Source organism: Pantoea ananatis PA13, from assembly GCF_000233595.1.
In the GTDB taxonomy this organism is placed as follows: domain Bacteria; phylum Pseudomonadota; class Gammaproteobacteria; order Enterobacterales; family Enterobacteriaceae; genus Pantoea; species Pantoea ananatis.
This window is the reverse complement of record NC_017554.1, coordinates 2,550,161-2,576,251: the sequence shown is the minus strand read 5'-3', so window position 1 is coordinate 2,576,251 and position 26,091 is coordinate 2,550,161. Positions and strand designations below refer to the sequence as shown.

Sequence of the window (26,091 nt, the reverse complement as noted above, 5' to 3'; positions counted from 1 at the left end):
ACTCAGTATAGCGACGATAATCGCCAAAGAATAACCGCAGCCGTGAAAGACTCACGGCTGCCTGCGTTTTACAGTGCAGGATAGTCAGTATAGCCTTCAGCGCCGCCACCGTAGAAGGATTCGGGACGCTGTGGATTCAGTGGTGCATCTTGTTGTAAACGCTGGGCCAGATCCGGGTTAGCGATGTAATCCCGACCAAAGGCAACGGCATCGATCAAGCCGCGGCTGATAAGATCATCCGCTTTCTCAACGGTGTAAGCGCCAGCGCCAATAATTACGCCCGGGAAGGTATCACGGACTTTCTGACGGAAGGCGTCGCTGTAAGGTGTACCGCCTGCCCAGTCAGGTTCTGACATATGCAGATAGGCAATCTTGCGTTTCGCCAGTTCAGCGATGTACCACAGTGCATCTTCTTCTTCGTTCGGGCCATTATCCAGGTTCTGGAAGCTGCCGACAGGAGAGACACGGATACCAACACGATCCGCTGACCAGTTGGCAATCGCGGCATCGACCACTTCAAGCGCAAAACGTCCGCGTTTCTCAACGCTGCCGCCGTACTCATCGGTACGCTGATTCGAGGACGGTGACAGGAACTGGTGCATCAGATAGCCGTGAGCGGAGTGCAGTTCCAGCATGTCGAAGTCTGCTTCCCGCGCATTGGCAGCGGCCTGACCAAAATCGGCAACGATTTGCTGAATTTCACTGATGCTCAGTTCGCGCGGCACTGAGGTATCTTCGCGATACACGCTGCCGTCTTCGGCACGCAGGGAAGTGCGTGTGCCTGCAGGTATCGCCGAAGGCGCAACCGGCGCTTTACCTTCCGGCTGGACGCTGTTATGTGAAATACGGCCGGTGTGCCACAGCTGTACGGCACTGTGTCCGCCTGCCTGGTGGATACCTTCGTTAATATTTTTCCACGCGGCGATTTGCGGCTGGGTGTGTAAACCCGGCGCACCCGCATAACCTTTGGCCTGGAAAGAAATCTGGGTAGCTTCGGTAATAATCAGGCCCGCCCCCGCGCGCTGACGATAGTATTCGGCCATCAACGGCGTCGGGATATCGCCTGGCTCAATGCTACGCAAGCGCGTCAGCGGGGCCATAAAGACACGATTAGGCACGGTAATTGCGCCAACTTTTAGCGGACGAAACAGCTGAGTACTCGCCATAACAACTCCTTTTAAGTAGACCGGTCGTCTACAAATTGTGGTTTTTTTAAACCAGTGGCGCTTTCAGCCACTGTTCGATGGTAATAAACGCCAGCCGCAGGGGCTGTGCCTTACGGGAAAGCTTGCTTTGCAAACTGGCACCGAGCCACAAGACATAGAGTAGCTCTGCCAGCTGTTCAGGCGGATGCGGCAATATCAGTCCTTCTTCCTGCTGTGCCGTCGTTAAGGCGCGGCTATAAGCCGCGATAACATGACTGGCACCGTGCTGCAGGGCACCGCGCATGGGTTCAGACAGGTCACAAACTTCAGCCGACAGTTTCACACTCAGACAACCGACGATGTGCCCCTGTTGTTCAAACACCGCAAGCGCATGTCTGAAATGGTCTAACAATCGTTCTCTCACCGTGCCCGCTGGCTGAGACAACTGTTGCTCTACCTCATGCAGGTAGCGGACAAAGTAGCGCTCAAGCAGGGCAACGCCAAACGCTTCTTTTGACGGGAAATAGTGATAAAACGACCCTTTCGGAATGGCCGCCTGTGTCAGCAGCTGACTCAGCCCCATGGCGGTAAATCCGCGCTGCAGGCAAAGCTTCTCGCCCGTTATCAGCAGGTGTTCACGTGTTTCATGACGTTGTGGCATCTTGTTCATGGGGTTTATCCTGGTAGACCAATCGGTCTAATGCAAATTTTAATCGCGGGACAGGCACAGAGTGTTAAATCATCACGTATTGAAAGTGAATAAATTGTTCGTGTTGTGATTATTTCTTGCACAATCGCACCAGTCTGTCTTCAATAGAGGGATGCACGTTTTAGCGGGGGCAGTTGTGGCAGAGCAGCTTGAGTTTTTTCCGGTTCCCAGTCCATGCCGGAGTATTTGTCAGACAGATTCACGTGGCTATTGTCTCGGTTGCCTGCGCAGCCGCGACGAGCGTTTTAACTGGATGCGCTATACCGACAGCCAGAAACGTGACGTGCTGCGCCTTTGCCATCAGCGCCGCCTGCGTATGCTGCGTCAGCAGCATAAGGATGAGCCTCAGGAACCCCAGCAACCGACCTTGTTCTGACCCCCGCGCAATTTCCGTTATACTCCCTGACAGACAACCAGCCGCTTTTGTGTCACAGGGAGAACACGATGTTACAACCGCAAGCTATTGCGCCACAGGGCCCTCACTTTTCCCCGCTGATTATGGGCTACTGGCGCCTGATGGAGTGGGACATGACTCCAAAGCAACGGGTCGCCTTTATTGAACACCATCTTTCACTGGGGATTTCCACGGTCGATCATGCCGATATTTATGGTGATTACCGTTGCGAGGCGGCGTTTGGTGAAGCATTAAAACAGGCACCCTCGCTGCGCCAGCGGCTTCAGATTGTCACGAAATGCGGCATTGCGACGCGCGCCAAACCCGAACATCAGATTGGCCATTACATCACCGATACCGCACACATTCTTGCCAGCGCAGAGCGTTCGCTGCAGGCTTTTCACACCGATTATCTCGACCTCCTGTTGATTCATCGGCCCGATCCCCTTATGGACGCCGATGACGTTGCCGATGCGTTTCTTCAACTGCATCAGGCCGGTAAAGTGCTTCATTTCGGCGTGTCCAATTTTACACCTGCGCAGTTTGCCCTGTTGCAGTCGCGTCTGCCTTTTAGCCTGGTCACTAATCAACTTGAAATCTCTCCCGTTCAGCAAAACGTGCTGCTGGATGGTTCGCTGGATCACTGCCAGCAGCAGCGCCTGCGCCCTATGGCATGGTCCTGTCTCGGGGGCGGACGTCTGTTCAGCGATCCCCATTTCCAGCCGTTACGTGACGAGCTGGCGCGGGTCCGAGAGGAGACAGGCGCATCCAGTCTGGAACAGGTTGTCTACGCGTGGGTGATGCGCCTGCCGAGCAAGCCGTTACCTATCATCGGCTCCGGCAAAACCCAGCGCGTCACCGAGGCGGCGGGGGCCGTGGATCTGTCGCTCAGTCGCCAACAGTGGTTCCGTATTCGTAAGGCAGCGCTGGGCTACGACGTACCCTGAGCGTAAACATTCGTCAATTTGCGGCAATCTTTGCGCACTGAGGCCAGGCTTAAGCTGAACCCAGAGCACTAAGGAGCCACAATGAAAGTGAAAACTATCGCGTTGTTGACGCTGTTAACCTGCGGCGCAGCCCAGGCCGCCAGTGAAGAGGTGACGATTCATGAGGTGTCGCCGCAGGGTATCGGCAAATCTGTTGGCACGGTGAAGATCGAAGAAACGCAATATGGTTTGCAGTTTACGCCCATGCTGGCGGGGCTAAAACCGGGCATCCACGGCTTCCATGTCCATGCAAAAGGCAGCTGTGAACCAGGTGAATCAGAGGGGAAAACGGTGGCCGCGGGCGCGGCGGGTGGTCATCTGGACCCGGATAATACCGGTAAACATCTCGGACCCTACGGTGAAGGTCACTTAGGGGACCTGCCAGCGCTCTACGTGGATGACCAGGGCAAGGCCAGCTATCCCGTGCTGGCACCCCGGATCAAAAACTTGAGTGAGATAAAAGGCAAGGCACTGATGGTTCACGTGGGCGGCGATAATCACGCGGATCACCCGAAACCGCTCGGCGGCGGCGGGGCACGCTTTGCCTGCGGCGTAATCTGATCAGACAGTCTGGCGGTATCGGTTGCCGCCAGCATGGCTTTTCGTACGTTGAAGATTTGTTGTAGCATCATGCCTTCATTCCCCCCTATGATACTGATTCCCGTCATAAAGCCTGACAACCTGAGGAGCAGGGTAAATGAAATGGAAGGGCGCATGGTTACTGTGCCTGCTGCTGGCAGGCTGTGATAAACCCAATGATACGCAGTTGGTAACCGAAACCGGGCGAGAGCTTCAGCGTACCATTGATACCAATCCTGCACGGATTCGGTGTGAACATATCGCGAAAGGCCGTGAGCGGCTGAGTCGGGACGTGGTGCAAAAACTTGAAGCATCGCATTGCCAAAATGTTCTGCGTAGCGCCACGGAAACCAATTTCACAGATACCACGATCTATCACCACAATACGGTGATGATTTGCGGCGGCATCACGGGGAAAAGCTTCACTGGCACCTTCATTTCCCGGCGCTTTATTTTCTCCCCGGATGAAAAAGCGCTGGTTATTGAGCCGGTTTCTGAGGCGGATAAGACGCGATTCGAAGGACAAAAAACGGTACAGCAACTGCAGGATGATTTTAACCGCCAGCATCAGCAGTACTGTCAGTAGTCAGTCGGGAATGGCCTGTTTCAGCTGTTCCAGCGAACAACGTAAGCGCCACAACAATCCGGCAAGCGTTTCGGCTTCCCGGGTATTTTCCCTGATCGTTTCATCTGTCATCGTCTGTAGCGCATCCAGTGCCGCATCAAGTTGCCGGTGCTGAACACCGCGAAGGCTCATCACATGTTGCAGATCCTGCATCGCGCGCACGCGATACTGATTCAGAACTGCGGATTCGGTGGGCCAGTCGCGCAGCTGCCAGACGAGGTGTGAGCAGTTGAGCAAGACCACGCCCCAGCGCAGTAGCCAGACGCGCGCTTTTTCATCCCGACTGCTGCTGAGCTGGCCGATCTTGTGATAGATCAGCGACTCGAAGCGGTTTTGACTCAAATGGGGCCGGGGGCGAAGCTGATCGAGAAAAGCCATGCGCAGAGACTGAATATGGCGTCGGCTGCGGCGGCTATCCGAACTGGGGCGCAGCAGCTGAAACGCCAGCCAGGCGAGCAGTACGCCGCAAATTTTGGCGATATTGCTGTCAAAGAACGTTTGGTAGTCCCAGTCTGGTGGATTGGTCACGGCCAGAAACGATCCCAGAAAAACAATAAACTGTCCCCACATTGCGGCCCGCTGTTTCTGCTGCACCCGGAACAGTTGCAGGGTCAGCAACAACGGAAATAACACCGCCAGCAGTTGCCATAGTTGATTAAACTGCACCATCAGCCCGAATTTAAACACAAAGCTAAATGCAAACAGCCACAACAGCGTTTTCAGTAATAACGTAATGCTGCCTGTGGGTGAGGGAGCCGAGGCGTAAAGCACGCAGGCGATCGCCGTGAAGGTGAGCGCCGATGCGCCCGAAGACCACTGCGTCGTAATCCAGAATGCGCAACCCGCGACCACGACAGTAAAAGTGCGCAGTGCACTCCAGCCTGCCTCTGCGCTATCGCTCTCACTGGCCAGCGCAGATACGGCCGGTGGTTGAAAGCGGGTATCCGCCTCGGCGTGCTCCAGCAGTCGTATCCAGCGCAATACGTTCAGGTACATCCAGCAGAAGTAGCGCAGCCGCTGACAGAACGCCCGCTGTCGATAATCCCCTTCGCTGGCAGGCGTAATCGTGCGCAACAACGCCGCGAGACGATACTTATTGCAGTCGGGTTTGGCCAGTTCCTGCATGATAGCCTTCAGTACCTCAAACAGCGCCTCAGGTGCATCGGGCCAGTTCAGCAGCATACGACGAAGACTGGACAGCACGCTGGTCAGTCTCAGCTGCTGATGCAGGATGTAATTCAGCACGTTATTCTGGCGGCGAAAGCGATAATGGCTCCAGAAGGCCTGGATGCGTAATAAGTTCATGGTCAGGATCTGACCAATCACCGTTTCATGGGCGCTGCGTATCTCGTCATTACGGGTGTCCTGCAGCAGGCGCGTGGCATGTTCCAGCAGGCGGGCGTGCATCTGTTTTAGCGCGTGGATGAGTGCATCGCCGTCAGAGGTGCTGGGTAAGAGCATCATCATAAAGCCCGCGCACAGCAGCCCGGAAATCACTTCACATACCCGCGCCTGAGCAATCTCCCACAGGCTGGTGATGTCCGTCAGGTTGACACAGCTGAAGGCAATAATGGCTGCGGTATAACCCGCCAGCGAAAAACCATAGGCCACATTGTTTTGATAGTGGTTTGCCACCCAGGTGCACAGCGCCAGCCAGCCGGCAATATACAGGGTGAACAGCCAAGGCTCGTTTAACGTATGGCCGGCAATCAACAGCGCAGCGGCCGCCCCCAACAGGCTGCCCACGATGCGGCCCAGGCTTTTACTGATCACGCCGCCAAGGGTAGGAAAACTTACCACTGCTGCTGAGGTCATGGCCCAGTAAGGCTCGTCCAGGTTCAAACCATAGGCAATGCTCAGCGCAAGGCACATCGCGCCTGCATTGCGTAACGCATAGCGCCATTGATTGCGATCCGCCTTTACCCAGGGAAGGTTTCCCCAGGCCAGCCCGTTGAGATTCATGGTGCTATCGTAATCGTGCAGGTTGTACCGGCGATCAACAGCGCGCGATCGGGAAGCGATGTGAGGCGGATACGGACAGGGACACGTTGCGCCAGACGAACCCAGGGCACGTTCGGTTTAATATCGGGCAGTAAACCGTTATCTGCCTCCAGACTTTGATCGTAGATAGCCCGCCCGATGCTTTCTACCTGACCGGTCAACTGCGCGCCGCTGCTGTAAAGCACCACGTTGGCTGCGGCGCCAGGATGAATGTGGCGCAGCTTGGTTTCTTCAAAGTAGCCGACGACGTAGTAAGAGTGGTTGTCGACCAGGGCAAAAAGCGGCGTACCGGCGCTGGCGTAGTTGCCGGGGCGCAGGGTTAAATTACTCACCCAACCGTCCGTGGGGGCGGTGAGGGTGGTTTGCTGCAGGTTCCATTGCGCCTGATCACGCTGTGCCTGTGCCGCCTTCACGCTGGCCAGTGCGGCATCGGCGTTCAGACGGGCAACATCCAGATCTTCACCTGAAATGGTATTGCGCGGCAGCCGGCTTCGCCTGCTGAACTCGTTTTGCGCTTTAGCGAGATCGGCTTTTGCCTGGCTAAGCTGCGCATCGGCTTTATTCAGATCGATTTGCCAGGGGACGGGGTCCAGCGTCAACAACGTTTCGCCTTTGTGAACAAACTGATTATCTGTCACCTTCAATGCCACAATGCGTCCTGAAATCTGCGGCGTGATATCCACTAACTCGGCACGCACTTTTCCATCTCGTGTCCAGGGCGACTGCATGTAGTAATTCCAGGCCCACCAGGCACTGAGCAGCGCAAGGGTAAAAACAATCAGCGTTGAAAAGTACTTTAATCCGGAAAATTTCATCGTTTTCATCCGTGATCCATCAGCCAGAGTGAGGCCGTCACGCACAGCACAAATAAGGAAAGATCAAACAGTGTGGGATGCCAGACGTCGCCAGAGGCGAGCCAGCCGCGCAGCAGTGGGTGAATCAGCAGCCAGAGAAAAAAACCGGCCAGCACCGCTTTAAACAGGGGAGGAAAGTAAAGTGACGCACCGAAAATCAGTTCCGTAAGCGGGTGAACACTGAGAAATCCGTTGCTGATGATATCCATTATGGGGATGCACTCTGGAACAGGTTAGTGAAATATTTTCAGCCGAAACTGTCTACTTAGTGATTAGTAATTTAACTTCCGGCTTGCAAAATACTATACAATGCAGCCTGATAGCTAGCCGACTAATTATAAGGAGATAACATGGATACCCCACTCGGAACGGACCTGTCCAGACTGGTGCGCATCTGGCGGGCTCTGATCGATCAACGCCTGAAGCCACTCGATTTAACCCAAACGCATTGGGTTACGCTGCACAATATCCATCAGTTACCGCCTGAGCAGTCACAAATTCAGTTAGCCAAAGCCATCGGTATCGAACAACCTTCGCTGGTCAGAACCTTAGATCAGCTTGAAGAAAAAGGGCTGATTACCCGAACCACCTGCGCACATGACCGCCGTGCCAAACGCATTAAGCTGACACAACAGGCTGAGCCGGTTATTCAGCAGGTCGAACACGTGATTGACATTACCCGTGACGATATTCTCACCGGTATCAGCCGCGATGAGATCAATCAGATGGTCTCGCTGATTGCGCGCCTTGAGAAGAATATTCTCGAACTACAGAACAAAGAAAAGTAATACCGACGCACAGTGCCCGTCACCAGCGTCGGTGGGTGACTGTATTAGCGTGGAGAAACGGTGACCTGGCTGCCATCGGTCGCCATCGCTACGCGCTGTCCTACAGAGTAACGGCTGGCGGCCTGTTTCTGCACCACCATAATGGTGTTGCCGTCATCCTTGCGGATTTCCAGTTCAACACCGTCTGTTTTGTTCATCGCACCTTGCACGCCCTGGCCCGCAACGCCACCCAGTACGGCACCGCCGGCTGTTGCCAGGCTGCGTCCCGCACCGCCGCCAATCGTGTTGCCCAGGAATCCACCCAGTACGGCACCACCGATAGCGCCAATGATATTGCTGTCATCGCCGCCCTGAATTTTAACCGGACGTACGGACACTAAGGTACCGTATGAAACGCTCTGGACCTGTTTGGCTTCACTGGCGCTGTAGGTATCGCCCGACAACGTATCGGTATTGCTACAACCTGCAAGCATCACTCCAGTCAAAGCGACCACAATTACACGCTTAATCATTTGAAAACTCCTTTATTCAAGAATGCGCCTATCTCTCGCGAAATCCTGTAAACAGTATAAGACAGAAAACTGGAGAATTGACCTTTGCCGGTATAAAACATGGCTGACGCCAGCATAGACCGTTAAATTTTAACAATGATTCAATCGATGAGAAAAAAATTTCTAAGGCGTTAACTCACAGGCAATTTATTGATTAAAAACAAATTAATCATGGATTTAACCGCAATTTTTTGTCAGGCTTAACGCGCGTAACACCATTTTCACCTTAATGAAAAGGAACGGCTATGAAATCAGGACGCTACATCGGCGTGATGTCGGGCACCAGTCTTGATGGTGTGGATGTGGTTCTGGCGGCCATTGACGAAAATATGGTGGCTCAGCAGGCCAGCTACTGTCATCCCATGCCACCGGATTTGCGTCAGGCTATTCTGGCCATTTGCCAGGGACAGGCCCTGACGCTGTCGCAGTTAGGGCAGCTTGATACGCGGCTGGGGCAGCTGTTTGCTGAGGCGGTATTGACCCTGATGCGCCGTGAATCCCTTGAAGTTGGCGATATCACGGCGATCGGTTGTCACGGGCAAACCGTATGGCATGAGCCGCAGAGCGCAGCGCCGAATACGCTGCAAATTGGCGATCACAATCAGATTGTTGCCGCGACCGGCATTACGGTCGTGGGGGATTTCAGGCGGCGTGATATGGCGCTGGGCGGGCAGGGCGCACCGCTGGTGCCGGCCTTCCATCAGGCCTTGATGATGGATGCCACCGAACGTCGCATGGTGCTGAACATCGGCGGGATTGCGAATCTCTCCTTACTCATCCCGGGGCAGCCTGTTCGCGGGTTTGATACCGGGCCTGGCAATATGCTGCTTGATGCCTGGATATGGCGCAATCAGGGCAAAGCTTACGATAAAGATGCCCAGTGGGCGCTGAGTGGCAAAGTCAGTCATGCCCTGCTTGATACGTTGCTGCGCGAGCCCTGGCTCGCGTTGCCGCCGCCTAAAAGCACCGGACGGGAGCTGTTTAACCTGGGCTGGCTTGAACAACATCTGCGTCATTTTCCCGGCATCGCCGCACAGGACGTTCAGGCTACGCTTAATGAATTTACCGCCGTCAGCATCGCGCAACAGGTGCAACTCAATGACGGATGCGATCGTTTACTGGCCTGTGGTGGGGGAAGCCGCAATCCGTTACTGATGGCGCGACTGGCGGCGCATCTTGCGGGTACCGAAGTGACGACAACCGATACGATCGGTATCAACGGGGATGATATGGAAGCGCTGGCGTTTGCCTGGCTGGCGTTTCGCACCCTGTCCGGCCTGCCCGGAAATTTGCCTGCGGTCACCGGCGCACGCGAAAAAAGCGTGATTGGCGCCATTTATCCCGCCAATCCGTTGTTCATGCGACAGGGGAAAGGGGACTGAATCTGTCCCCTTTTAGAACAGCGTAAAACGAATCAGGCCACGCCAGGCAGATGCGTTAACTTGCGCACGCCCGTGATGACGGTTGCCACGATGGTTTCACGCCGGGTAATGACTTCAACCTGGTAGTATTTGCTGCGATAGGCAATTGAATAGATAACCGGATGGTATTTATTTCCCTCACCATAACGAGACATATGGGCTTCCAGCGCGCGCGAGGCGGCAACGATATGGACGGGTTCTTTATCACCGCGGATGATTTGCTTCATTCAGTCCCTCAAATGCTATACCTGTGGGGCACGCCTTAACAGGGCGCGTTGCGTCGGTCTTTAACACTGAACATCTGACTGCTTAACATCATCGATAATTTAAAAAACAGCGTGCACGTCTAATATTGCAGCGCAATGACACAATCTGAAACGTGCTACTAATATTTAGCAGCACGTTTTATGTCCGGCAAGAGAGAATGAAAATTTATTGTGTTGCGGGAGCCAGGGTTTATTTAAGCTCGGGCCAGGAAACGGAAGATACGCCATTTAATTTCGGCCAGGAAAACAGGAATCCCTGAAACTGTGAAATGCCGGCGGCTTCCAGCCACATCCACTCTTCGGGCTGTTCAATCCCTTCTGCAATCACGGTAATTTCCAGCGATGAACAACATTTTAAAATCGCGTGGACGATAGCCTGCTTCGGGCCACTCTTGTGCACGTTACTAATAATACTGCGGTCGATTTTAATTTTATCGGGCTGGATCTGGGTAAGCAGTGATAACCCGGCATAACCCGCGCCAAAATCATCGAGCGCGACGCTGATACCGGCGGCTTTGAGCTGTTTCAGCGCGGCGGCAAATTCGTCAGGACGAGAGATGATCTCATTCTCGGTAAACTCAACGACAATTTGCTCCGGCACCAGCTGGTGGGCATGAATTTCCGTCAGCAGAAAGTCGACCGCGTCGGGAACAAGCACCAGCGACATCGGCAGCAGATTGATCGACAGCACCATATCATCCAGGCCGAGCGCCTTTGCCTGTGCAAAGGCCGTGCGTTTAGAGTGCAAATCGTTGCGGTAGATATCATCCGGATCAAGGCGGGAAAAATAGTGCTGTTGCGTTTCACCCTGATTGCCGCGAAGCAGCGCTTCAAGGGAAACAATTTTGCGTGCAAAGGGATCAATAATGGCCTGAAAAGCAAAATTTACGCCTTCCTGATTCAGCATGGCAACATCACCTTCGCGGGTTTCGGCCTCATCCTGAATAAAATCCCAGCTGTCTGCTGAGGGAATTTCAAAATAATTTTCTTTCTCGCGCGCTTCAACAAAGGTACGCAAGAATTTAAGCGCCCGATCTTCATAGGTCAGCTGGTATTTGGTGGTGCCTTTTTCCAGCACCGCATTAAGCACCGTGGTTTTATCGTATTGCCGCAGGTCAAACAGCTCCATGCCCACGTTGCCGAAACGTCGCGCAGGGGCATAATCGCGCATTAATTCCACAATATTATGATGGCTGGTATCGCGGCAAATACGTTCGTAAACCGCCAGCACATCACGTTCAGGACCTTCAAGGAGCTGAAAAAAGTGGGTGCCATTAAACAATAAAATACCGGTGACGCTGGATGATTCATTAATTTTGTTAGCCTTGGTGACTAATCCCTCCAGCATCTTAAGCGGAACATGGTCAGCGATGTGACTGCGATAGATAATTGTAGACAACATAAAGTCTTCCAGATTCTTGTTTTTTTACCGCACACATTGCCAGATCGCTTATCAGGCGGAGCCTAATCCTGCTGTAATACCATCGCAAAATGTGTCCTTGCCGTGCATTTCTCCAGCACGGCACAGGGGGCGCTTACCTGTGATGTTCCGTTGTCACAGAAGGTTTAACACGATCGATCCATGGGGTGGATAACAGACCATGGCGGGGGCAAACAGGTTTTTTATTATTCTGTTCATTACCAGCGTGTTACGCATTGTTTCTATTATATCAGCACTTCAGTGGTTAGGTATTGAATAGACGTATCTTTTTTGCAGGTTATGGTCCGTTAATAAATGACACCGATGAGTATTATTCTCAGGTTACCTGGGGTAATCAAATTATCCTCGTTCCCTGACTGCTACTCTTGAAAAGAAAACAGCAGTAGCCTGATTTGGCATGTTTTTTTAACCAAAACGTCGAAGGAGAGAGGTAAACACAATGATTAAAGTATCAACTCTGATCTTGCACCTGGCGCCTTTTTCAGCAGCCAGAGTCTGATAAGATGCTAACGTAAGTCAGTGACCCCGCTGCGAATAAATCTCAAAACCCCTGTTTTGTCATTATCCCTGTGGTTTTAGGGATAATTCTCAGCTAGGGTTAACAACGCTACATTATTAAATAAAACCTTACATCACTCTTTTTATCGTCCTGATTGACACAGCGACCAGCAGGGGCAGTCCTATGCTTAAATCAAGCTACTATTACGTATGTCCTTTTACCCGAGGCGGATGGATAATTCATAAAGAAGGTTGTAGCCAGCTGGATAACAGCCGTGGAAGTGAATTTATCGGTTCACTCTACACCCGGCAACAGGCCTTAACGGTCGCGAAAATCCATCACCCGGATGCGATTCTCTGCACCGCCTGCCTTAGCCCTTTCGTCTGTCCCACTGCCGGGCGGAGTCTGGCATCGCGCAATCGGGCCATGCCGACGCGACATACACCTAAGTCTTCCTGAATATTACGGACGTCAGCGCCAACGTTACGCGCGGCGGAGATATCGGTTTACTGCGCCTGAGGCGTGAGCGCGATATAAAGAAATAATGTGTGAAGGTGAAATAATAATAACCGCGAAGAAGGGTGCACATTATTACCTGGTTAACAGGCGTGACGCTCACGCCTGTTAATATTAACGCCGAAAATTACAGCTTAACGCCGAAAACTACGGCGCTGTGATGATTACGCCTGTTTAGGCTGTCCGTTCGAAGCGGTCAGGCCGCCATCAACCGGCAGATTTGCGCCGGTAATATAACGTGCGTCATCGCTGGCGATAAAGGCAATGGCATCAGCAATATCTTCAGGCTCACCTGCGCGTTTAAGCGGAATGCGGTCATAGAAACGCTCAAGCAGGGCCTGATCGTTTTTCACCGCTTCCGTCAGCTCGGTGAAGGTAAAGCCCGGGCAAATCGCATTCACTCTCACGCCGTCCGCGCCATAATCCATGGCCAGTGACCGAGTGAAGTTGGTAACGGCGCCTTTGGCCGCGTTATAGACGCTCATGCCCCAGTCGCCACCTAATCCTGATACCGACGAAATATTCACCACGTTGCCTTTCGATTTCAGCAGGGCAGGCATAAAGAAGTGCACACAGTGGAATACGCCGTCGAGATCGACGCTCATCAGCTTCTTCCAGTCAGCGGGTTCGATCTCGTGGATGCGTCCCTGAACGATAATCCCGGCATTGTTAACCAGCACGTCCATGCGGCCATATTTTTCTTCAACGCGGGCGGCCAGCGCTTTTACCTGATCGGCCTCAGCCACGTCGCAGGCCGCTGCCATATGGCCATCGCCGGGCAACTGTGCCAGGACTTTTTGCAGCTTATCCTGATTACGGCCAACCAACACGACAGATGCGCCTTCTTGTGCGAAGCGTTTGGCGCTTGCTTCACCAATTCCTGATCCGGCTCCTGTCACTACAACGATTTTACCTGTAAATCTGGACATTTTGCCTCCTTAATGGCGTCGCTTACTGTTTTAACCCTGTTCAGCCTGGCAGCCCTGCGGCCCAGGTCAAGCGCAACGGTACCGGATGCGTATTGTTTAACCGTTACGCATCCGGTTCGCGCCGCGCCGGGCGTCCTTAAGGCCTTCTGAACAGCGCCATACTGCGGCCTTCCAGTTCAAAGTCCTTCTCTTTGGTGATCACCATCCCGTGTTTGCTGGTATCGCTGGTGGTAAGTTCCAGCACCCAGCCGCCCTCACCGAACTGAGGGATCTGGAAGGGCACATTACCTTCAAACGGGTTGATGAGCATCAGCACGTCATACCAGACGCCATCCTGATGTTGCAGATCGGGTCGGCCGATGTAGACACCGAGCGTTGAACCTTCGTCCCACTGCTCAGCCTGCTGCAGGCCGCCGCCGGCATTGAACCACTTGATTTCCATCCCGTCGCGCCAGCTTTCACGCCGTAACAGCGGCTGGGTTTTGCGCAGTGAAATCACATGACGGGTGAATTCACGCAGGGCTTCGGCCGAAGCGGGCAGGTTATCCCAGTGAACCCATGAAATTTCACTGTCCTGGCAGTACCCGTTGTTATTTCCCATCTGGCTGCGGCCAAACTCATCGCCTGCCAGCAGCATCGGGGTGCCGTGGGAGAAAAACAGCGTGGCCAGGAAGTTACGTTTCTGGCGCTCGCGAACGGCGTTAATGCCTTCGTCGTCAGTGGGGCCTTCCACGCCATAATTATAAGACCGGTTATCGTTGTGACCGTCGTTGTTGTCTTCACCATTGTCGGCGTTGTGCTTCTCGTTGTAGGAGACCAGGTCGTTCAACGTAAAGCCATCGTGCGCGGTGATAAAGTTAACGCTGGCCCAGGGACGACGTCCGCGCTGATCGTACAGATCGCCAGAGCCAAGCAGACGGGCGGCAAAATCGGTCGGGACATTGTTTCCTTTCCAGTAATCGCGCACGGTATCGCGATACTGATCGTTCCACTCCGCCCAGCCCGGTGGAAAGCCGCCGACCTGATAACCACCGGGGCCAATGTCCCAAGGCTCACCGATCAGTTTTAAGCGTGAAAGCAGGGGATCCTGCGTAATGGCGTCAAAGAAGCCGCCGCGGGGATCGAAGCCTTCCGGTTCACGGCCCAGAATGGTGCCAAGATCGAAACGGAAACCATCGATATGCATAGAGTCCGCCCAGTAGCGCAGTGAATCCGTCACCATCTGTAACACACGCGGATGAGAGGTGTTTACGGTGTTTCCTGTGCCGGTATCGTTAATGTAATAGCGATGCTGATCGGGTAAGGTGCGGTAATAAGAGAAGTTATCAATACCTTTAAAGGACAGCGTTGGCCCCAGTTCATTGCCTTCCGCAGTATGGTTATAAACCACGTCAAGGATCACCTCAATGCCCGCGTCGTGGAAGGCGCGGACCATATCCCGGAAACCCTGAATGCCTCGCGGACCAAAATAGCGTGTCGCCGGAGAAAAAAAGTTCAGCGAGTTATAACCCCAGAAATTTTTCAGCCCTTTATCCAGCAGGTGCTGATCGTCCGGAAACCAGTGCACCGGTAACAGTTCGACGGAGGTAATACCCAGGCTCTTGATATAGCCCACCGTGGACTGATGACTCATGCCGTCGTAAGTCCCGCGCATTTCAGGCGGCAGCGCCATGTTCAACTGGGTAAAGCCTTTCACATGCGTTTCATAGACGATCGTTTCAGACCAGGGAACCTGCGGGCGGTTTTGGTCCTGCCAGTCAAATTCGTTGGGGTCGATCACGCGACATTTTGGCGTGAAGGGGGCGCTGTCGCGATCGTCGAACGTCAGATCTTTGTCTTCGTGATACAGGTCATAAGCGAAGTGCGCCTCATTCCATGCGATGTCCCCGGCCAGTTCGCGGGCATAGGGATCGACAAGGAGTTTATTCGGGTTAAACCGATGGCCGTTTTCCGGATCGTAAGGACCGTAAACGCGATAGCCATAGAGCGCGCCGGGCTGCAAACCGGGCACGTAACCGTGCCAAATCTCATGTGTGAACTCGGGCAAATCCAGTCTGGCTATTTCATTTTTTCCGCTTGGGTCATAAAGACACAGCTCCACGCGTTCTGCATGGGCAGAAAACAGCGCAAAGTTTACGCCTTTGCCATCAAAGTTCGCCCCAAGTTGCTGGCCCGATCCCGACGTAATTTCAAAACGATGATTTGACATCTGTCCCTCTCAATTAACGAACCCCGTTACGGTGTTTCAATCCATGTACTGACCTGCTTTCAGCAAGCTAACAATGCCAGTGCCCAGTAGTTATTTAACTTTTCCAACGAAATACGGTCGGTCAGGTTGATCGTTTCGCCGCTCAGCACATTGCGATAACGGCGATGTGCCAGTTCATCCGGCAGCACGATCTCGGTGGCGGCCCAGTGCGTCGCTGGGGGCGCTTCCAGTTTGAGCTGCGCGTCGAACACAAGTCGGGATGTCACCACAATAAAGGCCTCACTGCCCTGGGTTCGCGCAAACGCCAGCAGCCTGTCGGACTGCGCGCCCTCAGCCGTAAGCGGCAGATAACTGCCCCGGGCAAAGAGTTCAGGCGCGTCCCGGCGTAAATTGAGCAGCGCCAGGGTGGCAAGCTGGTTAACCTGGCCGCTGAGCCAGCTATCATGGCTACCGGGCAGGGCCGTCGTCGCAGAACGTAACATCGCTTCCAGGGCGGCATAATCCGGTTCACGTCGGTTATCAGGATCGACCAGGCTGAAGTCCAGTGCTTCGCTTCCCTGATACACATCCGGCACCCCGGGCGCGGTCAGCTTAATGACTCTCTGGCTCAGGCTGTTCACCAGGCCGGCACGGATAAAGGGTTGCAGCGCCTCAACGAAATCCTGCAGGAAAGGCTGATTTGCAGGTGAGAGCAGGTGACGCGCGTAGCCCAGCACGGCCTGCTCGTACGCGGTGTTGTTCTCGGTCCAGTCAGTGCGCAGTTTGGCTTCACGCAGGGCTTTTTCGACATAGCCTGCGAAGCGTTTGGCAAGGGCATCCAGCCCTGCACTGTCCCGGGGATCTAAGGTGGGCGGCCAGACACCGGCGAGCGCCTGATACAGCATCCACTCCACGGACGGTTCCGGCGCAGGGCCGTCCTCAAGGGCACCCACGGCCTGGCGATTGAGTTCGCGCCAGCGCGCCACGTTCTCGGCCCAGCGCTGGGGGGCTTCCGTCAACGTGTAAAGCCGCGCGCGCGCGTCTTCGCCTCGCTTGGTATCATGCGTCGAGCTGGCGGAAAGGGCGTCCGGCTGGCGCGCAAGACGCGTTGCCATCTCATGGTGAAACTGCTGCGGGGAAAACTGCGTCTGTAAGGGTTCCGCGCCCACCTCATTTAACGCCAGCGCGCTGTTCTGTCGGTAAAACAGCGTGTCTTCGATGGATTTCGCCATCAGCGGACCGGTGAGCTGCTGGAAGCGGGTCCGGAAGCTGTTCGCCAGCGCGGTGGACTGGCTGGCGACGTCGCCCTGCATGATCTGCAGCAGGAAATCGAGCATGTGGCTGTCAGGTGCATGTTCCGACGCCCTGACGCCGTCAGCGACGGCCTGAAGACGTTGTTGGTCGTTGGCAGGCAGGCCGTGCGCATTGCCGTAGGTTCGATAGACCGGGAACGCCACCAGCAGTTCGCGCAGTGCGCTGCGGAGCCGCTCGGGATCAACCGCGATGTGTTCCCCCTCGGCAATGGCGCTGGCCAGGTCCATCAGGCGCGAAAATTCCCCGGCAAAATTGCGATCTGCCATCAGGCATTTTGCCTTACGAAGTTCGTCGTCCATCTGCACGACCTGGCCGCTGACGCTTTCACAGGCCTGGCGGAGGGCGTTGAGAGAGTGATTATCAACCAGCACATGCGACAGCGCGGCGATAAACTCATAGCCTGTGGTGCCGGAAATTGGCCAGTCGCTGGGGATCTGCTCGCCTTCACCCAGGATTTTCTCAACGGTGATATAACATGCCTCGCCGGCCTCGCGACGCAACTGCGTCAGATAACCTTTAGGATCGGCCAGTCCGTCAACGTGATCGACGCGCAGGCCGTCAACCGCGCCGCTGTGGACCAGTTCCAGAATAAGCCGGTGCGCATCCCTGAAGACAGTGGGATCTTCAACCCGTACGCCAACCAGCCCGGTCACCTCAAAAAAGCGGCGGTAGGAGAGGTCCCGTGCGGCATCGCGCCACGACATCAGCCGCCAGGGCTGCTGTTGATGCAATGCATCCAGCCCGGCTTTGCTGCGCAGCTGGAGCACGGCTTCTTCCTGTCCCTGCCAGCTTTCCGGCGTAAGCGGATAGTAACTTTCAAAATAGGCCAGCGCAGGCTTGCCGGTCTGGGGATCGCGTTTAACGGCAAGGTCGCCGTTCTCCAGAACGGTATCAATATCATCACCCAGAAACGGCAGCGTCAGACGGCGTGACCAGTCGATGTCGAAGTAGTCGGCATAGCGACTGTCTTTACCGTGTTCAAGCACGTCGTGCCACCAGCCGTTCTCCAGCGATGCCGCCATGTGGTTGGGGACGATATCAATGATAAGCCCCAGTCCGGCCTGTTTTAACGTGCTGACCAGACGATCAAACCCCGCGCGTCCGCCAATCGCCGGGTCGATTTCATTAACATCGGTCACGTCATAACCGTGAGTGGAGTCACGGGTGGCGGTAAAGATCGGTGAGGCATAGAGATGGCTGATCCCCATTTTTTTCAGATAGGGTACCAGCGCTGCAGCGCGATCGAAGGTCATGCCATTGCGGAACTGAATACGGTAGGTGGCGGTTGGAATGCTCATTTAGGTTCTCCGGCAGCCAGACGAACAACGATCGCGTTTTGAGGGAGCGCATCGGTTGATTCTGGCCAGGCGAAGATTGTCTCGCCCGGCATCGCCGGCAGGGCGCGATCCTGTTCGCCGATGTTGAATGCCATTGATAACGTGCCCGCCGGGAAACGCCAGCTCACGGCAACAAATCCCTCTGCGGTGTCCAGTACCTTTCCGCTGTTTCCACCCGCCGTCGCCAGCAGCGGCACAATATGCTGCTGCCGGAGTGCCAGCAGTGAGCGGGTCAGCTTCAGCCAGCGTTTTCCTTCTTCGCTCTCCAGCTTGCTCCAGTCCAGTTTTGAACGGGTAAAGGTCGCTTCATCGTTAGGATCGGGAACGCTCTCGCCCTCATGACCGGCATGTCCTTCAAACTCTTTCGCCCGGCCTTCCCGCACGGCTTTCGCCAGATCGCCATGGAAATCTGTAAAGAACAGGAAAGGATGGGTTTCGCCGTACTCTTCCCCCATGAACAACAAAGGGATATGGGGCGACAGCAGCAACGTTGCCAGCAGCACCTGAGTACGTTCGGCACCGGCCAGAGAAATCAGCCTTTCTCCCTGCGCACGGTTGCCAGTCTGATCGTGGTTCTGGATAAAGTCCACGAAGGCCACCGGCGGCTGTCCGGTACTGTCAACACCGCGCGCTTCACCAGACTGCACTGAGACCTCGCCCTGGTAGACAAACCCTTCAGCCAGCGCGCGTGCCACACGTTTTTCCGGCCGATCGGCAAAATCTTTGTAATAGGCATGCGTTTCACCTGTGGCAAACACATGAACGGCATTATGAAAGTCATCATTCCATTCGCCGGTGAACAGTGGGGCGGTGCCATCTTCCGCTCTGGGATGCAGGAAAATCACGTTGCGACAGTCTTCGGTGGTGAGATGGATCTGGCGCTCGGGAATATCTGCGCGAATGCGTTCAGCGATTTCGATCAAAACAGGCGTGTCGGAAACGTCTTCAATCTGGTCGATGGCATCGAAGCGCAGGCCGTCCAGGTGGTATTCCTGCAGCCAGTAGAGCGGGGCTTCAACAATATAACGTCGCACCGCATCCACATCATAGGCAATGCCGGCGCCCCATGGCGTCATCCGGTCTTTATGGAAGAAGTCTGGTGACAGCAAGGGCAGATAATTCCCTTCCGGGCCGAAGTGGTTAAGCACGATGTCCAGAACAACCGCCATGCCATAGCCATGAGCCGCGTCAATAAACGCTTTAAAGTCATCGGGCGTTCCGTAAGCGGCATGTGGCGCGTACAGGAGCACGCCATCGTAGCCCCAACCGCGCTGCCCGCCAAACTGAGAAACGGGCATGACTTCAATCATGGTAATGCCGGTTTCCGCCAGATAAGGCAGTTTCTTTATCGCAGCCTGGAACGTGCCTTCTTCGGTGAAGGTGCCCATATGCATTTCATAAACCACGCTTTCCTGCCACGGGCGGCCTTGCCAGGTGGTGTTCTGCCAGCGGTAGTGAGCAGGATCGACGACCAGAGACGGGCCGTTAACGTCATTCTGTTGCGCGCGTGAAGCGGGATCGGGAATCACCGTGCCATCGTTCAGCACAAAGTTATAGGTTGCCCCCGCCTGTACATCGCTGACCTGCAGCTCAAACCAGCCGTCTCCGGCGGGCGTCATGGCAAGATCTTTATCCGAAAGTCGTAAACTAACCTGCTGTTGACCCGTTGCCCAGACGCGGAAACGCACGTTGCCATCGGCCAGATATTCGCTTCCCCAACTCTTAAAAAAAGATGTAGATACCATTCCGTTGCCTCTTTAACCAGAAAGTACGCAATAAGCACCACCACGCTATCGGTAAGCCGATGATGCGAATGCAAAATGATGTTAGCGAGATCAGGAGCCCGGGAGGTCGGTGCGCCTTAACAGCCTTTCCCCGTGCCATTATTCAGATATTGTTATGTGTAATACCGCATGAGGCACCCGGCAGTGCCTGCTTCACACAACACTCTCAACAAATAATCATAGACCAGGTTCCAACATTTACTGCCGCCGCGCGCAATGTACCCTGTGGCTTTTCCCCCCAGCGAGGCCGGGCTGTCCGATGAGCCCGGACTCCATTTGCCTCTGCACAGGGGAAATCAGAAAAAGAGCACGGGCATCAGGCAGAAAAAAACCGCCTTTAACAGCGGTTTTGACGCAAACAGACCAGGTGGACGCCCATTCTGCGTGCGTTTAAGGTGTCAGCCCTCCCGTGGCAGGGCGGGCTGCTCCTGTCATCAGGCCGGAATGGATTCGGCCTTCTGGCTACGCGACCAGACGCGGTGTTCTGCCATCGCAGCAGTAAAATCATTCATCAGCGCGATTTCAGCATTATCGGCTTCCACGATGCCTTCCTCCTGCTGATTTTCATCCAGATCAAACTGCGCTTTGAAACGGCGTGCTTCACCACTCAGGCCAATGACTTTCAAATGTTTGTAAGCCTCCAGCAGGAAGTAGCGTGCATCTCCGCTTTTCAGCAGGGCATCCACGTTACCGTCGGGGACGATCACCGCATCAAAGGTCAGCGAAGGTAGCCCGTTAAACGTGGCATCGATCGGCAACAAAGAACCATCGTCCGCGCTGACCTGGCCCATATGCGCCGCCAGCAGTTTGGTGTGCACGCCAGCAGCGGTGAGATGCTGCAGAATAGCCAATACGTCGTCGGCTTTTACGCCTTCGCTCAGCAGCAGCGCGACCTGACGGCCTTTGATGTCGGCATCGGGAATTGCATACAGGCTCAGGCTGTCATCGCGCTGCAGGCCATTGACGTCTTTTGGCGGGGCGGTGTTGAGCTGCTCATCGCTGAGATCAATCCCGAGGTTGGCGGCCACCCCTTGGGCCAGTTTGACATCGATGCGCAACAGATGGTCCACCACGCGTTCACGGATGTAAGGGCGGGCCACCTTACTCAGCTCAAAAGAGTAGGCGGCAATGATGTGCTGCTGTTCAATGTCAGTCTGGCTGTTCCAGAACAAACGCGGCTGGGCATAATACTCACCAAACGAGGGGCTACGTTCGCGAACTTTGTGGCCTTCAACGCGCTCCTGATAGCTTTCGAAACCGCCCCCTTTTGCGGCAGGCGGTGTTTCCCGTGGCCAGTTGTCGTTGATGGAGTTGGGTTCGTAGTTGGCCGGATTCGTATCAATATCCATCCGGTGCATGCCCTGGCGCTGGAAATTGTGGTACGGGCAAACCGGGCGGTTGATCGGGATTTCGTGGAAGTTTGGCCCACCGAGGCGGCTGATTTGCGTATCGGTGTAGGAGAACAGACGGCCCTGTAACAGCGGATCGTTAGAAAAATCGAGTCCCGGGACGAGATGCCCCGGATGAAAGGCAACCTGTTCCGTTTCAGCAAAGAAGTTATCCGGATTGCGGTTCAGCACCATTTTGCCGACGCGCACGACGGGCACCAGCGCTTCCGGAATAAGCTTGGTGGCGTCCAGAATATCGAAGTCGAACCGGAACTCATCTTCTTCCGGGATCATCTGCAGGCCAAGCTCAAATTCCGGGAAATCTCCCGCTTCAATCGCTTCCCACAGATCGCGGCGGTGGAAGTCGGGGTCGCGACCGGTCAGCTTCTGGGATTCATCCCACAGCAGCGAGGCTTTGCCTGCCAGCGGTTTCCAGTGGAAACGAACAAATGTCGCTTTGCCTTCATCGTTAATCAGGCGGAAGGTGTGAATACCAAACCCCTCCATCGTGCGGTAGCTGCGCGGAATACCCCGGTCAGACATCGCCCAGATCACGTTGTGCAGAGTTTCAGGCTGTAGCGACACATAGTCCCAAAACGTGTCGTGAGCACTCTGTCCCTGAGGGATTTCATTATGCGGCTCAGGCTTTACCGCATGTACAAAATCGGGAAACTTGTGGGCGTCCTGTATAAAGAACACCGGTGTGTTGTTACCGACCAGGTCAAAAACGCCTTCATCGGTGTAGAACTTGGTAGCAAAACCACGAATATCACGCACCGTATCCGCTGACCCCGCGCCGCCCTGGACCGTCGAGAAGCGCACAAATACCGGCGTGATTTGCTCTGGCTCACTCAGGAAGTGCGCCTTAGTTACATCCTTTAGTGAGCAGTAGGGCTGAAAGTAGCCGTGGGCGGCTGAACCGCGCGCATGCACGATGCGCTCCGGAATGCGCTCATGGTCAAAATGCGTGATTTTCTCCCGCATGATGAAGTCTTCAAGCAGCGTCGGCCCACGTGAGCCGGCGCGTAATGTGTTCTGATCATTTGCAATACGGGTGCCCTGATTGGTCGTCAGCGGGCTGTCCGTTCCGTTTTTACGGTTCGCTTCCAGTTGATCGAGTTTCGTGCTGTGCGTGTCGGGTGCTTTAAGGCTACCCGGCGCGGTGGGTTTTTTACCCGGCGGCGTCGGTTCGGCTGGGGGTTGATGTGAACCCTCTTTAGGTGCCAGCGAGCCCAGTCCGGGTTGTGAGGATTCCGGACCCGTTGTGGGGGCTGGGTGATTCAGAGGATTATTCTTTTTCTCATTCGACATGACACGTTGCTCCAGCTTTTTTTTACTACTTGAGGTGCCAGTAAATATAGAACAACTTAATTAATAAGCTTATAAATATTGCGTTTAATGGCGCTGGTAAAATAATTATCGGATGGCGTAACGCAAAATCAGGGAGATGTTAAGAAAGGAGAAAATAATTTAATGATGAAACTAAATGGTTATTTAAGCGCGGCGGGTGTGGCTTAATCTATTGATATTTATTGGTTTGTTATTTATTGGTCGGGGCGGTTATTGTGTATTGATGGCGTGAAGCTGTTTTATCAAACCAGGCCTTTTCTGAAAAGGCGGGGATTGATTCGGTTACGCTTCGCTAAAGTCGGCTGAGTTTTATTTTTTCCGTTGCGCTTATTAACGCGCAAGCGAAGCCGATATTATCCTTGAGCAATCGGTATTTAAACATGGGGATCGTTATCCTTAACGGGAATAACAGGCAAGGGTGAGAAAGGGTGAAAATCGCCAGTCCATGGCGTATTACTTCCTTAAGGCGCCTTACTCAGAACTACTTAGAGGTGCGACGGCTGTTTTTGCCTCCTTTCCGACCGGCCTCCCTGGCTCTTTCAGGATCGTTTTTGAAATTACCTCCGCTGGCTTTGCCTCCTGCACTGCCCGCTTCACTGGCTCGCTCAGGATCGTTGGCAAAATTACCGGCACCACCTCTGTATTTCTGTTGTGTCATAGACAAGACCTCATATCAGGGTTCCTTAGATAAGAAGGACTAGCTAGTCACAGCGGTAAGTTTAGTTCTGATACGAAATTATGCCACTTTGTCATCCCTTGTTCCTGGACGAAATCTAAGGGTATTTACTTGTAAAATCAGTGAATAAATTCTGCCCGCAGGCTGAACAGGTCGGGCGCCGCAATGTGCTGTTATACGTCATCCGTTACACTCTGCCCGTCAGTGCGAAATTATTGGTAAAATCAAGCATTAACTTATTGATAGTTATGCTCTAAATGGCGAAATTTGAATTAGCTGTTACACTTTCTGAATACCGTTCAGGAGTGTTTATGAAATTAGGCTTTGCATGTAAGTACTTAAACGAACAGGGCAAGCAATATTTTCCCTTCCGCGCGACCACGCGTACCCGTTTTCTCGGTCTGGATGAGGCCCAGCGCACCGCGCTGATTTACGAGATTTCAAAGACAAATTTGCAGAACCTGTATCTGACGCTGGAAGCTATTGCGGCACTGCCAGAGGCGTTAAGGATGATGCGCATTGGCAGTGATTTACTGCCGCTGTATACGGTGCCGCAGGCAAAGCCGTTATTTGCAACGTTTTTACCCGAGCTGTATCCGCTGTTCGCCCGCTGCGGCGAGCTGGCGCGGACGCATCATATCCGGCTGTCATTCCACCCGGGACAGTACAGCGTGCTGGCGTCGGATAATCCTGATGTCGTGTCACGTGCCTTAGAGGATGTGGAATATCATGCTCTGTGTGCCTGCCTGATGGGCTACGGCAAAACCTTTCAGGACTTTAAAATCAACATTCATATGAATGGCAAACTCGGGTTTGAAGGGTTCAGGCAGGCATTTCAGCGGCTCAGCCCCGAAGCCCGGCTGATGCTGACGGTGGAGAACGATGAGATATCGTGTTCGCTGGATGATGTGCTGCAGGCCCGGTCGCTTTGCCCTGTGGTGCTGGATATTCATCATCACTGGGTTAAAGAGAATCAGTTTATTCAGGCCAGTGATGCAAGGATGGCGCAGATTATCGACTCCTGGCGCGGCGTACGCCCGGTGATGCACTACTCGATTTCGCAGGAGGGAATTATTCCGGCCGAAGGCTTTCCGGACCAGCAGGATCTCAGTGTGCCGAAAACCAAACTGCGTGCGCATTCTGATTACTATTTCAATGCCACGCTCAACGGCTGGGCCTTGTCCTTCGGCGACTTCGATATCATGTGTGAGGTAAAAATGAAAAACCTGGCGCGTGAACAACTGTATGACTGGGGCAGGCGTAATAGCCTGATTGCCTGAGACGTGCCCGTTGCGGGTCTGAAGTGACGTCAGCGGCGGGCACCGGCTTACCCGGCCAGCAGCCCGTAGTGGCTGTTGCGCTTTGATCGCGACGGTCGCAGCGCGATCGGGAACGCCAGAAAATCGTTCAGGCCGGTATCCTTTGTCTGAGGATAACGCCGCGTAGCCAGCACCTGACCTGTTGCTTCGGCGATAACCTCTGCCGGCAGATCCCATTGGCTAAGGGCGCATATCAAAAGGCCTGCCGTTCGCCTTGACGGGCAGGGCCGATGAGAGGATCCGGGATGGGTTTCTGCCGCCAGCGAGTGTGTCCTTCGCTGGCGTTTCCCGACTGGCAGCCTAACGAAGGTGGCGATTACTCTTCGTACAGCTTGATGAGTGACGAAACATGCTTCTCCCGGACGTGATTAAACCCAACGGCAGGAAAATTCACAGAAACGGGCGAAAGCTAACGCGCGACGAGCAGGGTTATCACGCCCTCTTGCTCAACTATTGTCGTGAAAAGATTGCCAGACAGGCATAAAAAAGCCCCTGAATCAGGGGCAAATTTTTAGGGAAGGCAAAGCGTCCTTGCTAAGTAGCGTGTCATCACAACAAAATTAAAAACGAGCCTCGCCCGGCGTACGCTGAAGCACAATCTCCAGGGCCTGACGATAGATATCCTGTTTGGTCGCGTCGGTTTCGCTTTCCAGTTTATGGATTAAGCCCAGCACCATATCTTTTTCAGAAACGTGTGCTTTAAAGGCCGCGAGTTCTGACCAGGTCTCTGCAATCACATCTTTTTCACTGGTGAAATGCTCACCCGCATTCATGAAATATTCAGAAATCTGAGACTCGGTATTGGTTGTCGTTTGCATAGTAGCCTCAAAATCGTGGAAACCGTTTCTGCCCGTGGCAGAGAAAAATTTTGCATCTGAAGGTGGAAATCCACTCACCTTCAGATGCGGTGCAAGGCACCTTTCGTTACAAGTGACTTAACATCACGCCGTAAAGTTATACAAAAAAATTACCTTTGTACAATTTTTTGCGAAAAAAAATCGGTGGTCGGAGGAGTTTTTTCACCGTCAGCA

General features: G+C 54.1%; 24 protein-coding genes. 8 read left to right on the top strand and 16 right to left on the bottom strand.

Annotated elements, in window-relative coordinates:
- Nucleotides 1-68 precede the first annotated feature (68 nt).
- Together PAGR_RS12125 and PAGR_RS12120 are read right to left on the bottom strand one after the other, a co-directional pair.
- The gene (locus PAGR_RS12125; RefSeq protein ID WP_014605951.1) at nt 69-1,166 is read right to left on the bottom strand and encodes an alkene reductase; all 1,098 of its coding nucleotides are present in this window, start codon (nt 1,164-1,166) and stop codon (nt 69-71) included.
- 46 nt (nt 1,167-1,212) lie between these two features.
- Nucleotides 1,213-1,815 (bottom strand): TetR/AcrR family transcriptional regulator, encoded by a 603-nt coding sequence (locus tag PAGR_RS12120; RefSeq protein ID WP_014605950.1) that lies wholly within the window; start codon nt 1,813-1,815, stop codon nt 1,213-1,215.
- Nucleotides 1,816-1,990: 175 nt separating this feature from the next.
- Here PAGR_RS12120 and PAGR_RS23165 point away from each other — a divergent pair, with 175 nt between their 5' ends.
- The 4 genes from PAGR_RS23165 (at nt 1,991) to PAGR_RS12105 (ending at nt 4,399) form a co-directional block, all read left to right on the top strand.
- Nucleotides 1,991-2,230, top strand: a complete 240-nt coding sequence (locus PAGR_RS23165; protein WP_071785158.1) for a DUF1289 domain-containing protein — start codon at nt 1,991-1,993, stop codon at nt 2,228-2,230.
- 68 nt (nt 2,231-2,298) lie between these two features.
- Nucleotides 2,299-3,195: an aldo/keto reductase gene (locus PAGR_RS12115; protein ID WP_014605948.1), complete on the top strand. Its 897-nt coding sequence runs from the start codon at nt 2,299-2,301 to the stop codon at nt 3,193-3,195.
- Between the two features lie 81 nt (nt 3,196-3,276).
- A complete protein-coding gene (sodC, locus tag PAGR_RS12110; protein WP_014605947.1) occupies nt 3,277-3,795 on the top strand; it encodes a superoxide dismutase family protein in 519 nt (172 codons plus the stop codon).
- Between the two features lie 136 nt (nt 3,796-3,931).
- Nucleotides 3,932-4,399, top strand: coding sequence for a hypothetical protein (locus PAGR_RS12105; RefSeq protein WP_014593614.1), 468 nt, complete (start codon nt 3,932-3,934; stop codon nt 4,397-4,399).
- On the opposite strand, the gene PAGR_RS12100 is transcribed toward PAGR_RS12105, so the two are convergent.
- The 3 genes from PAGR_RS12100 to PAGR_RS12090 are packed head-to-tail and all read right to left on the bottom strand — an operon-like array spanning nt 4,400 to nt 7,502.
- The gene (locus PAGR_RS12100; RefSeq protein WP_014605946.1) at nt 4,400-6,400 is read right to left on the bottom strand and encodes an FUSC family protein; all 2,001 of its coding nucleotides are present in this window, start codon (nt 6,398-6,400) and stop codon (nt 4,400-4,402) included.
- Nucleotides 6,397-7,254 (bottom strand): HlyD family secretion protein, encoded by an 858-nt coding sequence (locus PAGR_RS12095; protein ID WP_196492565.1) that lies wholly within the window; start codon nt 7,252-7,254, stop codon nt 6,397-6,399. The genes PAGR_RS12100 and PAGR_RS12095 overlap by 4 nt, the downstream gene beginning before the upstream one ends.
- A 5-nt stretch (nt 7,255-7,259) precedes the next feature.
- Nucleotides 7,260-7,502 carry a DUF1656 domain-containing protein gene (locus PAGR_RS12090; RefSeq protein ID WP_013025621.1) on the bottom strand — a complete coding sequence of 81 codons (243 nt, stop codon included), beginning with the start codon at nt 7,500-7,502 and terminating at the stop codon, nt 7,260-7,262.
- A 141-nt stretch (nt 7,503-7,643) separates the two neighbouring features.
- Here PAGR_RS12090 and slyA point away from each other — a divergent pair, with 141 nt between their 5' ends.
- Nucleotides 7,644-8,081, top strand: a complete 438-nt coding sequence (gene slyA, locus PAGR_RS12085; protein WP_013025622.1) for a transcriptional regulator SlyA — start codon at nt 7,644-7,646, stop codon at nt 8,079-8,081.
- A gap of 44 nt (nt 8,082-8,125) precedes the next feature.
- Here slyA and slyB read toward each other — a convergent pair whose 3' ends face one another.
- Entirely contained in the window at nt 8,126-8,593 is a 468-nt protein-coding gene (slyB, locus tag PAGR_RS12080; protein WP_013025623.1) for an outer membrane lipoprotein SlyB, read from the bottom strand.
- A gap of 284 nt (nt 8,594-8,877) precedes the next feature.
- Here slyB and anmK point away from each other — a divergent pair, with 284 nt between their 5' ends.
- Nucleotides 8,878-10,014 carry an anhydro-N-acetylmuramic acid kinase gene (gene anmK / locus PAGR_RS12075; protein WP_014605944.1) on the top strand — a complete coding sequence of 379 codons (1,137 nt, stop codon included), beginning with the start codon at nt 8,878-8,880 and terminating at the stop codon, nt 10,012-10,014.
- A gap of 32 nt (nt 10,015-10,046) precedes the next feature.
- Here the strand turns inward: anmK and PAGR_RS12070 are convergent, their stop codons facing one another.
- Together PAGR_RS12070 and PAGR_RS12065 are read right to left on the bottom strand one after the other, a co-directional pair.
- Complete coding sequence (locus PAGR_RS12070) at nt 10,047-10,280, bottom strand: DUF4060 family protein (protein ID WP_006119000.1); 234 nt, start codon at nt 10,278-10,280, stop codon at nt 10,047-10,049.
- Between the two features lie 229 nt (nt 10,281-10,509).
- On the bottom strand, nt 10,510-11,721 hold the full coding sequence (locus PAGR_RS12065; RefSeq protein WP_014593617.1) for a diguanylate phosphodiesterase: 1,212 nt from the start codon (nt 11,719-11,721) through the stop codon (nt 10,510-10,512).
- Nucleotides 11,722-12,442: 721 nt separating this feature from the next.
- Between PAGR_RS12065 and PAGR_RS23160 the strand changes: the two genes are divergently transcribed.
- The gene (locus tag PAGR_RS23160; RefSeq protein ID WP_014605943.1) at nt 12,443-12,718 is read left to right on the top strand and encodes a hypothetical protein; all 276 of its coding nucleotides are present in this window, start codon (nt 12,443-12,445) and stop codon (nt 12,716-12,718) included.
- Nucleotides 12,719-12,939: 221 nt separating this feature from the next.
- Here the strand turns inward: PAGR_RS23160 and budC are convergent, their stop codons facing one another.
- From budC to PAGR_RS12035, 6 genes are all read right to left on the bottom strand, one after another.
- Nucleotides 12,940-13,704: a meso-2,3-butanediol dehydrogenase gene (gene budC / locus PAGR_RS12060; protein WP_013025626.1), complete on the bottom strand. Its 765-nt coding sequence runs from the start codon at nt 13,702-13,704 to the stop codon at nt 12,940-12,942.
- 136 nt (nt 13,705-13,840) lie between these two features.
- Nucleotides 13,841-15,913, bottom strand: a complete 2,073-nt coding sequence (gene glgX / locus PAGR_RS12055; RefSeq protein ID WP_013025627.1) for a glycogen debranching protein GlgX — start codon at nt 15,911-15,913, stop codon at nt 13,841-13,843.
- Between the two features lie 59 nt (nt 15,914-15,972).
- Entirely contained in the window at nt 15,973-18,504 is a 2,532-nt protein-coding gene (gene treY / locus PAGR_RS12050; RefSeq protein WP_014605942.1) for a malto-oligosyltrehalose synthase, read from the bottom strand.
- Entirely contained in the window at nt 18,501-20,288 is a 1,788-nt protein-coding gene (gene treZ, locus PAGR_RS12045) for a malto-oligosyltrehalose trehalohydrolase (protein WP_014605941.1), read from the bottom strand. The genes treY and treZ overlap by 4 nt, the downstream gene beginning before the upstream one ends.
- Before the next feature lie 473 nt (nt 20,289-20,761).
- Nucleotides 20,762-23,026 (bottom strand): catalase HPII, encoded by a 2,265-nt coding sequence (gene katE, locus PAGR_RS12040; RefSeq protein WP_013025630.1) that lies wholly within the window; start codon nt 23,024-23,026, stop codon nt 20,762-20,764.
- A 520-nt stretch (nt 23,027-23,546) separates the two neighbouring features.
- Complete coding sequence (locus PAGR_RS12035; protein ID WP_014605940.1) at nt 23,547-23,723, bottom strand: con-10 family general stress protein; 177 nt, start codon at nt 23,721-23,723, stop codon at nt 23,547-23,549.
- Between the two features lie 329 nt (nt 23,724-24,052).
- Here PAGR_RS12035 and PAGR_RS12030 point away from each other — a divergent pair, with 329 nt between their 5' ends.
- Complete coding sequence (locus tag PAGR_RS12030) at nt 24,053-25,021, top strand: apurinic/apyrimidinic endonuclease family protein (protein WP_014605939.1); 969 nt, start codon at nt 24,053-24,055, stop codon at nt 25,019-25,021.
- 47 nt (nt 25,022-25,068) lie between these two features.
- Here the strand turns inward: PAGR_RS12030 and PAGR_RS12025 are convergent, their stop codons facing one another.
- The gene (locus tag PAGR_RS12025; RefSeq protein WP_044042363.1) at nt 25,069-25,257 is read right to left on the bottom strand and encodes a hypothetical protein; all 189 of its coding nucleotides are present in this window, start codon (nt 25,255-25,257) and stop codon (nt 25,069-25,071) included.
- A 363-nt stretch (nt 25,258-25,620) separates the two neighbouring features.
- Nucleotides 25,621-25,878: a biofilm development regulator YmgB/AriR family protein gene (locus tag PAGR_RS12020; protein WP_014605938.1), complete on the bottom strand. Its 258-nt coding sequence runs from the start codon at nt 25,876-25,878 to the stop codon at nt 25,621-25,623.
- Nucleotides 25,879-26,091 lie beyond the last annotated feature (213 nt).

What these genes read in the sequence shown, in the direction of transcription:
- katE (WP_013025630.1), bottom strand. Translation starts at nt 23,026, where the DNA reads ATGTCGAATGAGAAAAAGAATAATCCTCTGAATCACCCAGCCCCCACA.
- PAGR_RS12030 (WP_014605939.1), top strand. Translation starts at nt 24,053, where the DNA reads ATGAAATTAGGCTTTGCATGTAAGTACTTAAACGAACAGGGCAAGCAA.
- PAGR_RS12125 (WP_014605951.1), bottom strand. Translation starts at nt 1,166, where the DNA reads ATGGCGAGTACTCAGCTGTTTCGTCCGCTAAAAGTTGGCGCAATTACC.
- treY (WP_014605942.1), bottom strand. Translation starts at nt 18,504, where the DNA reads ATGAGCATTCCAACCGCCACCTACCGTATTCAGTTCCGCAATGGCATG.
- PAGR_RS12065 (WP_014593617.1), bottom strand. Translation starts at nt 11,721, where the DNA reads ATGTTGTCTACAATTATCTATCGCAGTCACATCGCTGACCATGTTCCG.
- slyA (WP_013025622.1), top strand. Translation starts at nt 7,644, where the DNA reads ATGGATACCCCACTCGGAACGGACCTGTCCAGACTGGTGCGCATCTGG.
- PAGR_RS12095 (WP_196492565.1), bottom strand. Translation starts at nt 7,254, where the DNA reads ATGAAATTTTCCGGATTAAAGTACTTTTCAACGCTGATTGTTTTTACC.
- PAGR_RS12020 (WP_014605938.1), bottom strand. Translation starts at nt 25,878, where the DNA reads ATGCAAACGACAACCAATACCGAGTCTCAGATTTCTGAATATTTCATG.
- budC (WP_013025626.1), bottom strand. Translation starts at nt 13,704, where the DNA reads ATGTCCAGATTTACAGGTAAAATCGTTGTAGTGACAGGAGCCGGATCA.
- glgX (WP_013025627.1), bottom strand. Translation starts at nt 15,913, where the DNA reads ATGTCAAATCATCGTTTTGAAATTACGTCGGGATCGGGCCAGCAACTT.
- slyB (WP_013025623.1), bottom strand. Translation starts at nt 8,593, where the DNA reads ATGATTAAGCGTGTAATTGTGGTCGCTTTGACTGGAGTGATGCTTGCA.
- sodC (WP_014605947.1), top strand. Translation starts at nt 3,277, where the DNA reads ATGAAAGTGAAAACTATCGCGTTGTTGACGCTGTTAACCTGCGGCGCA.
- PAGR_RS12115 (WP_014605948.1), top strand. Translation starts at nt 2,299, where the DNA reads ATGTTACAACCGCAAGCTATTGCGCCACAGGGCCCTCACTTTTCCCCG.
- PAGR_RS12105 (WP_014593614.1), top strand. Translation starts at nt 3,932, where the DNA reads ATGAAATGGAAGGGCGCATGGTTACTGTGCCTGCTGCTGGCAGGCTGT.
- PAGR_RS12120 (WP_014605950.1), bottom strand. Translation starts at nt 1,815, where the DNA reads ATGAACAAGATGCCACAACGTCATGAAACACGTGAACACCTGCTGATA.
- anmK (WP_014605944.1), top strand. Translation starts at nt 8,878, where the DNA reads ATGAAATCAGGACGCTACATCGGCGTGATGTCGGGCACCAGTCTTGAT.
- PAGR_RS12100 (WP_014605946.1), bottom strand. Translation starts at nt 6,400, where the DNA reads ATGAATCTCAACGGGCTGGCCTGGGGAAACCTTCCCTGGGTAAAGGCG.
- PAGR_RS23160 (WP_014605943.1), top strand. Translation starts at nt 12,443, where the DNA reads ATGCTTAAATCAAGCTACTATTACGTATGTCCTTTTACCCGAGGCGGA.
- PAGR_RS12090 (WP_013025621.1), bottom strand. Translation starts at nt 7,502, where the DNA reads ATGGATATCATCAGCAACGGATTTCTCAGTGTTCACCCGCTTACGGAA.
- treZ (WP_014605941.1), bottom strand. Translation starts at nt 20,288, where the DNA reads ATGGTATCTACATCTTTTTTTAAGAGTTGGGGAAGCGAATATCTGGCC.
- PAGR_RS12070 (WP_006119000.1), bottom strand. Translation starts at nt 10,280, where the DNA reads ATGAAGCAAATCATCCGCGGTGATAAAGAACCCGTCCATATCGTTGCC.
- PAGR_RS12035 (WP_014605940.1), bottom strand. Translation starts at nt 23,723, where the DNA reads ATGACACAACAGAAATACAGAGGTGGTGCCGGTAATTTTGCCAACGAT.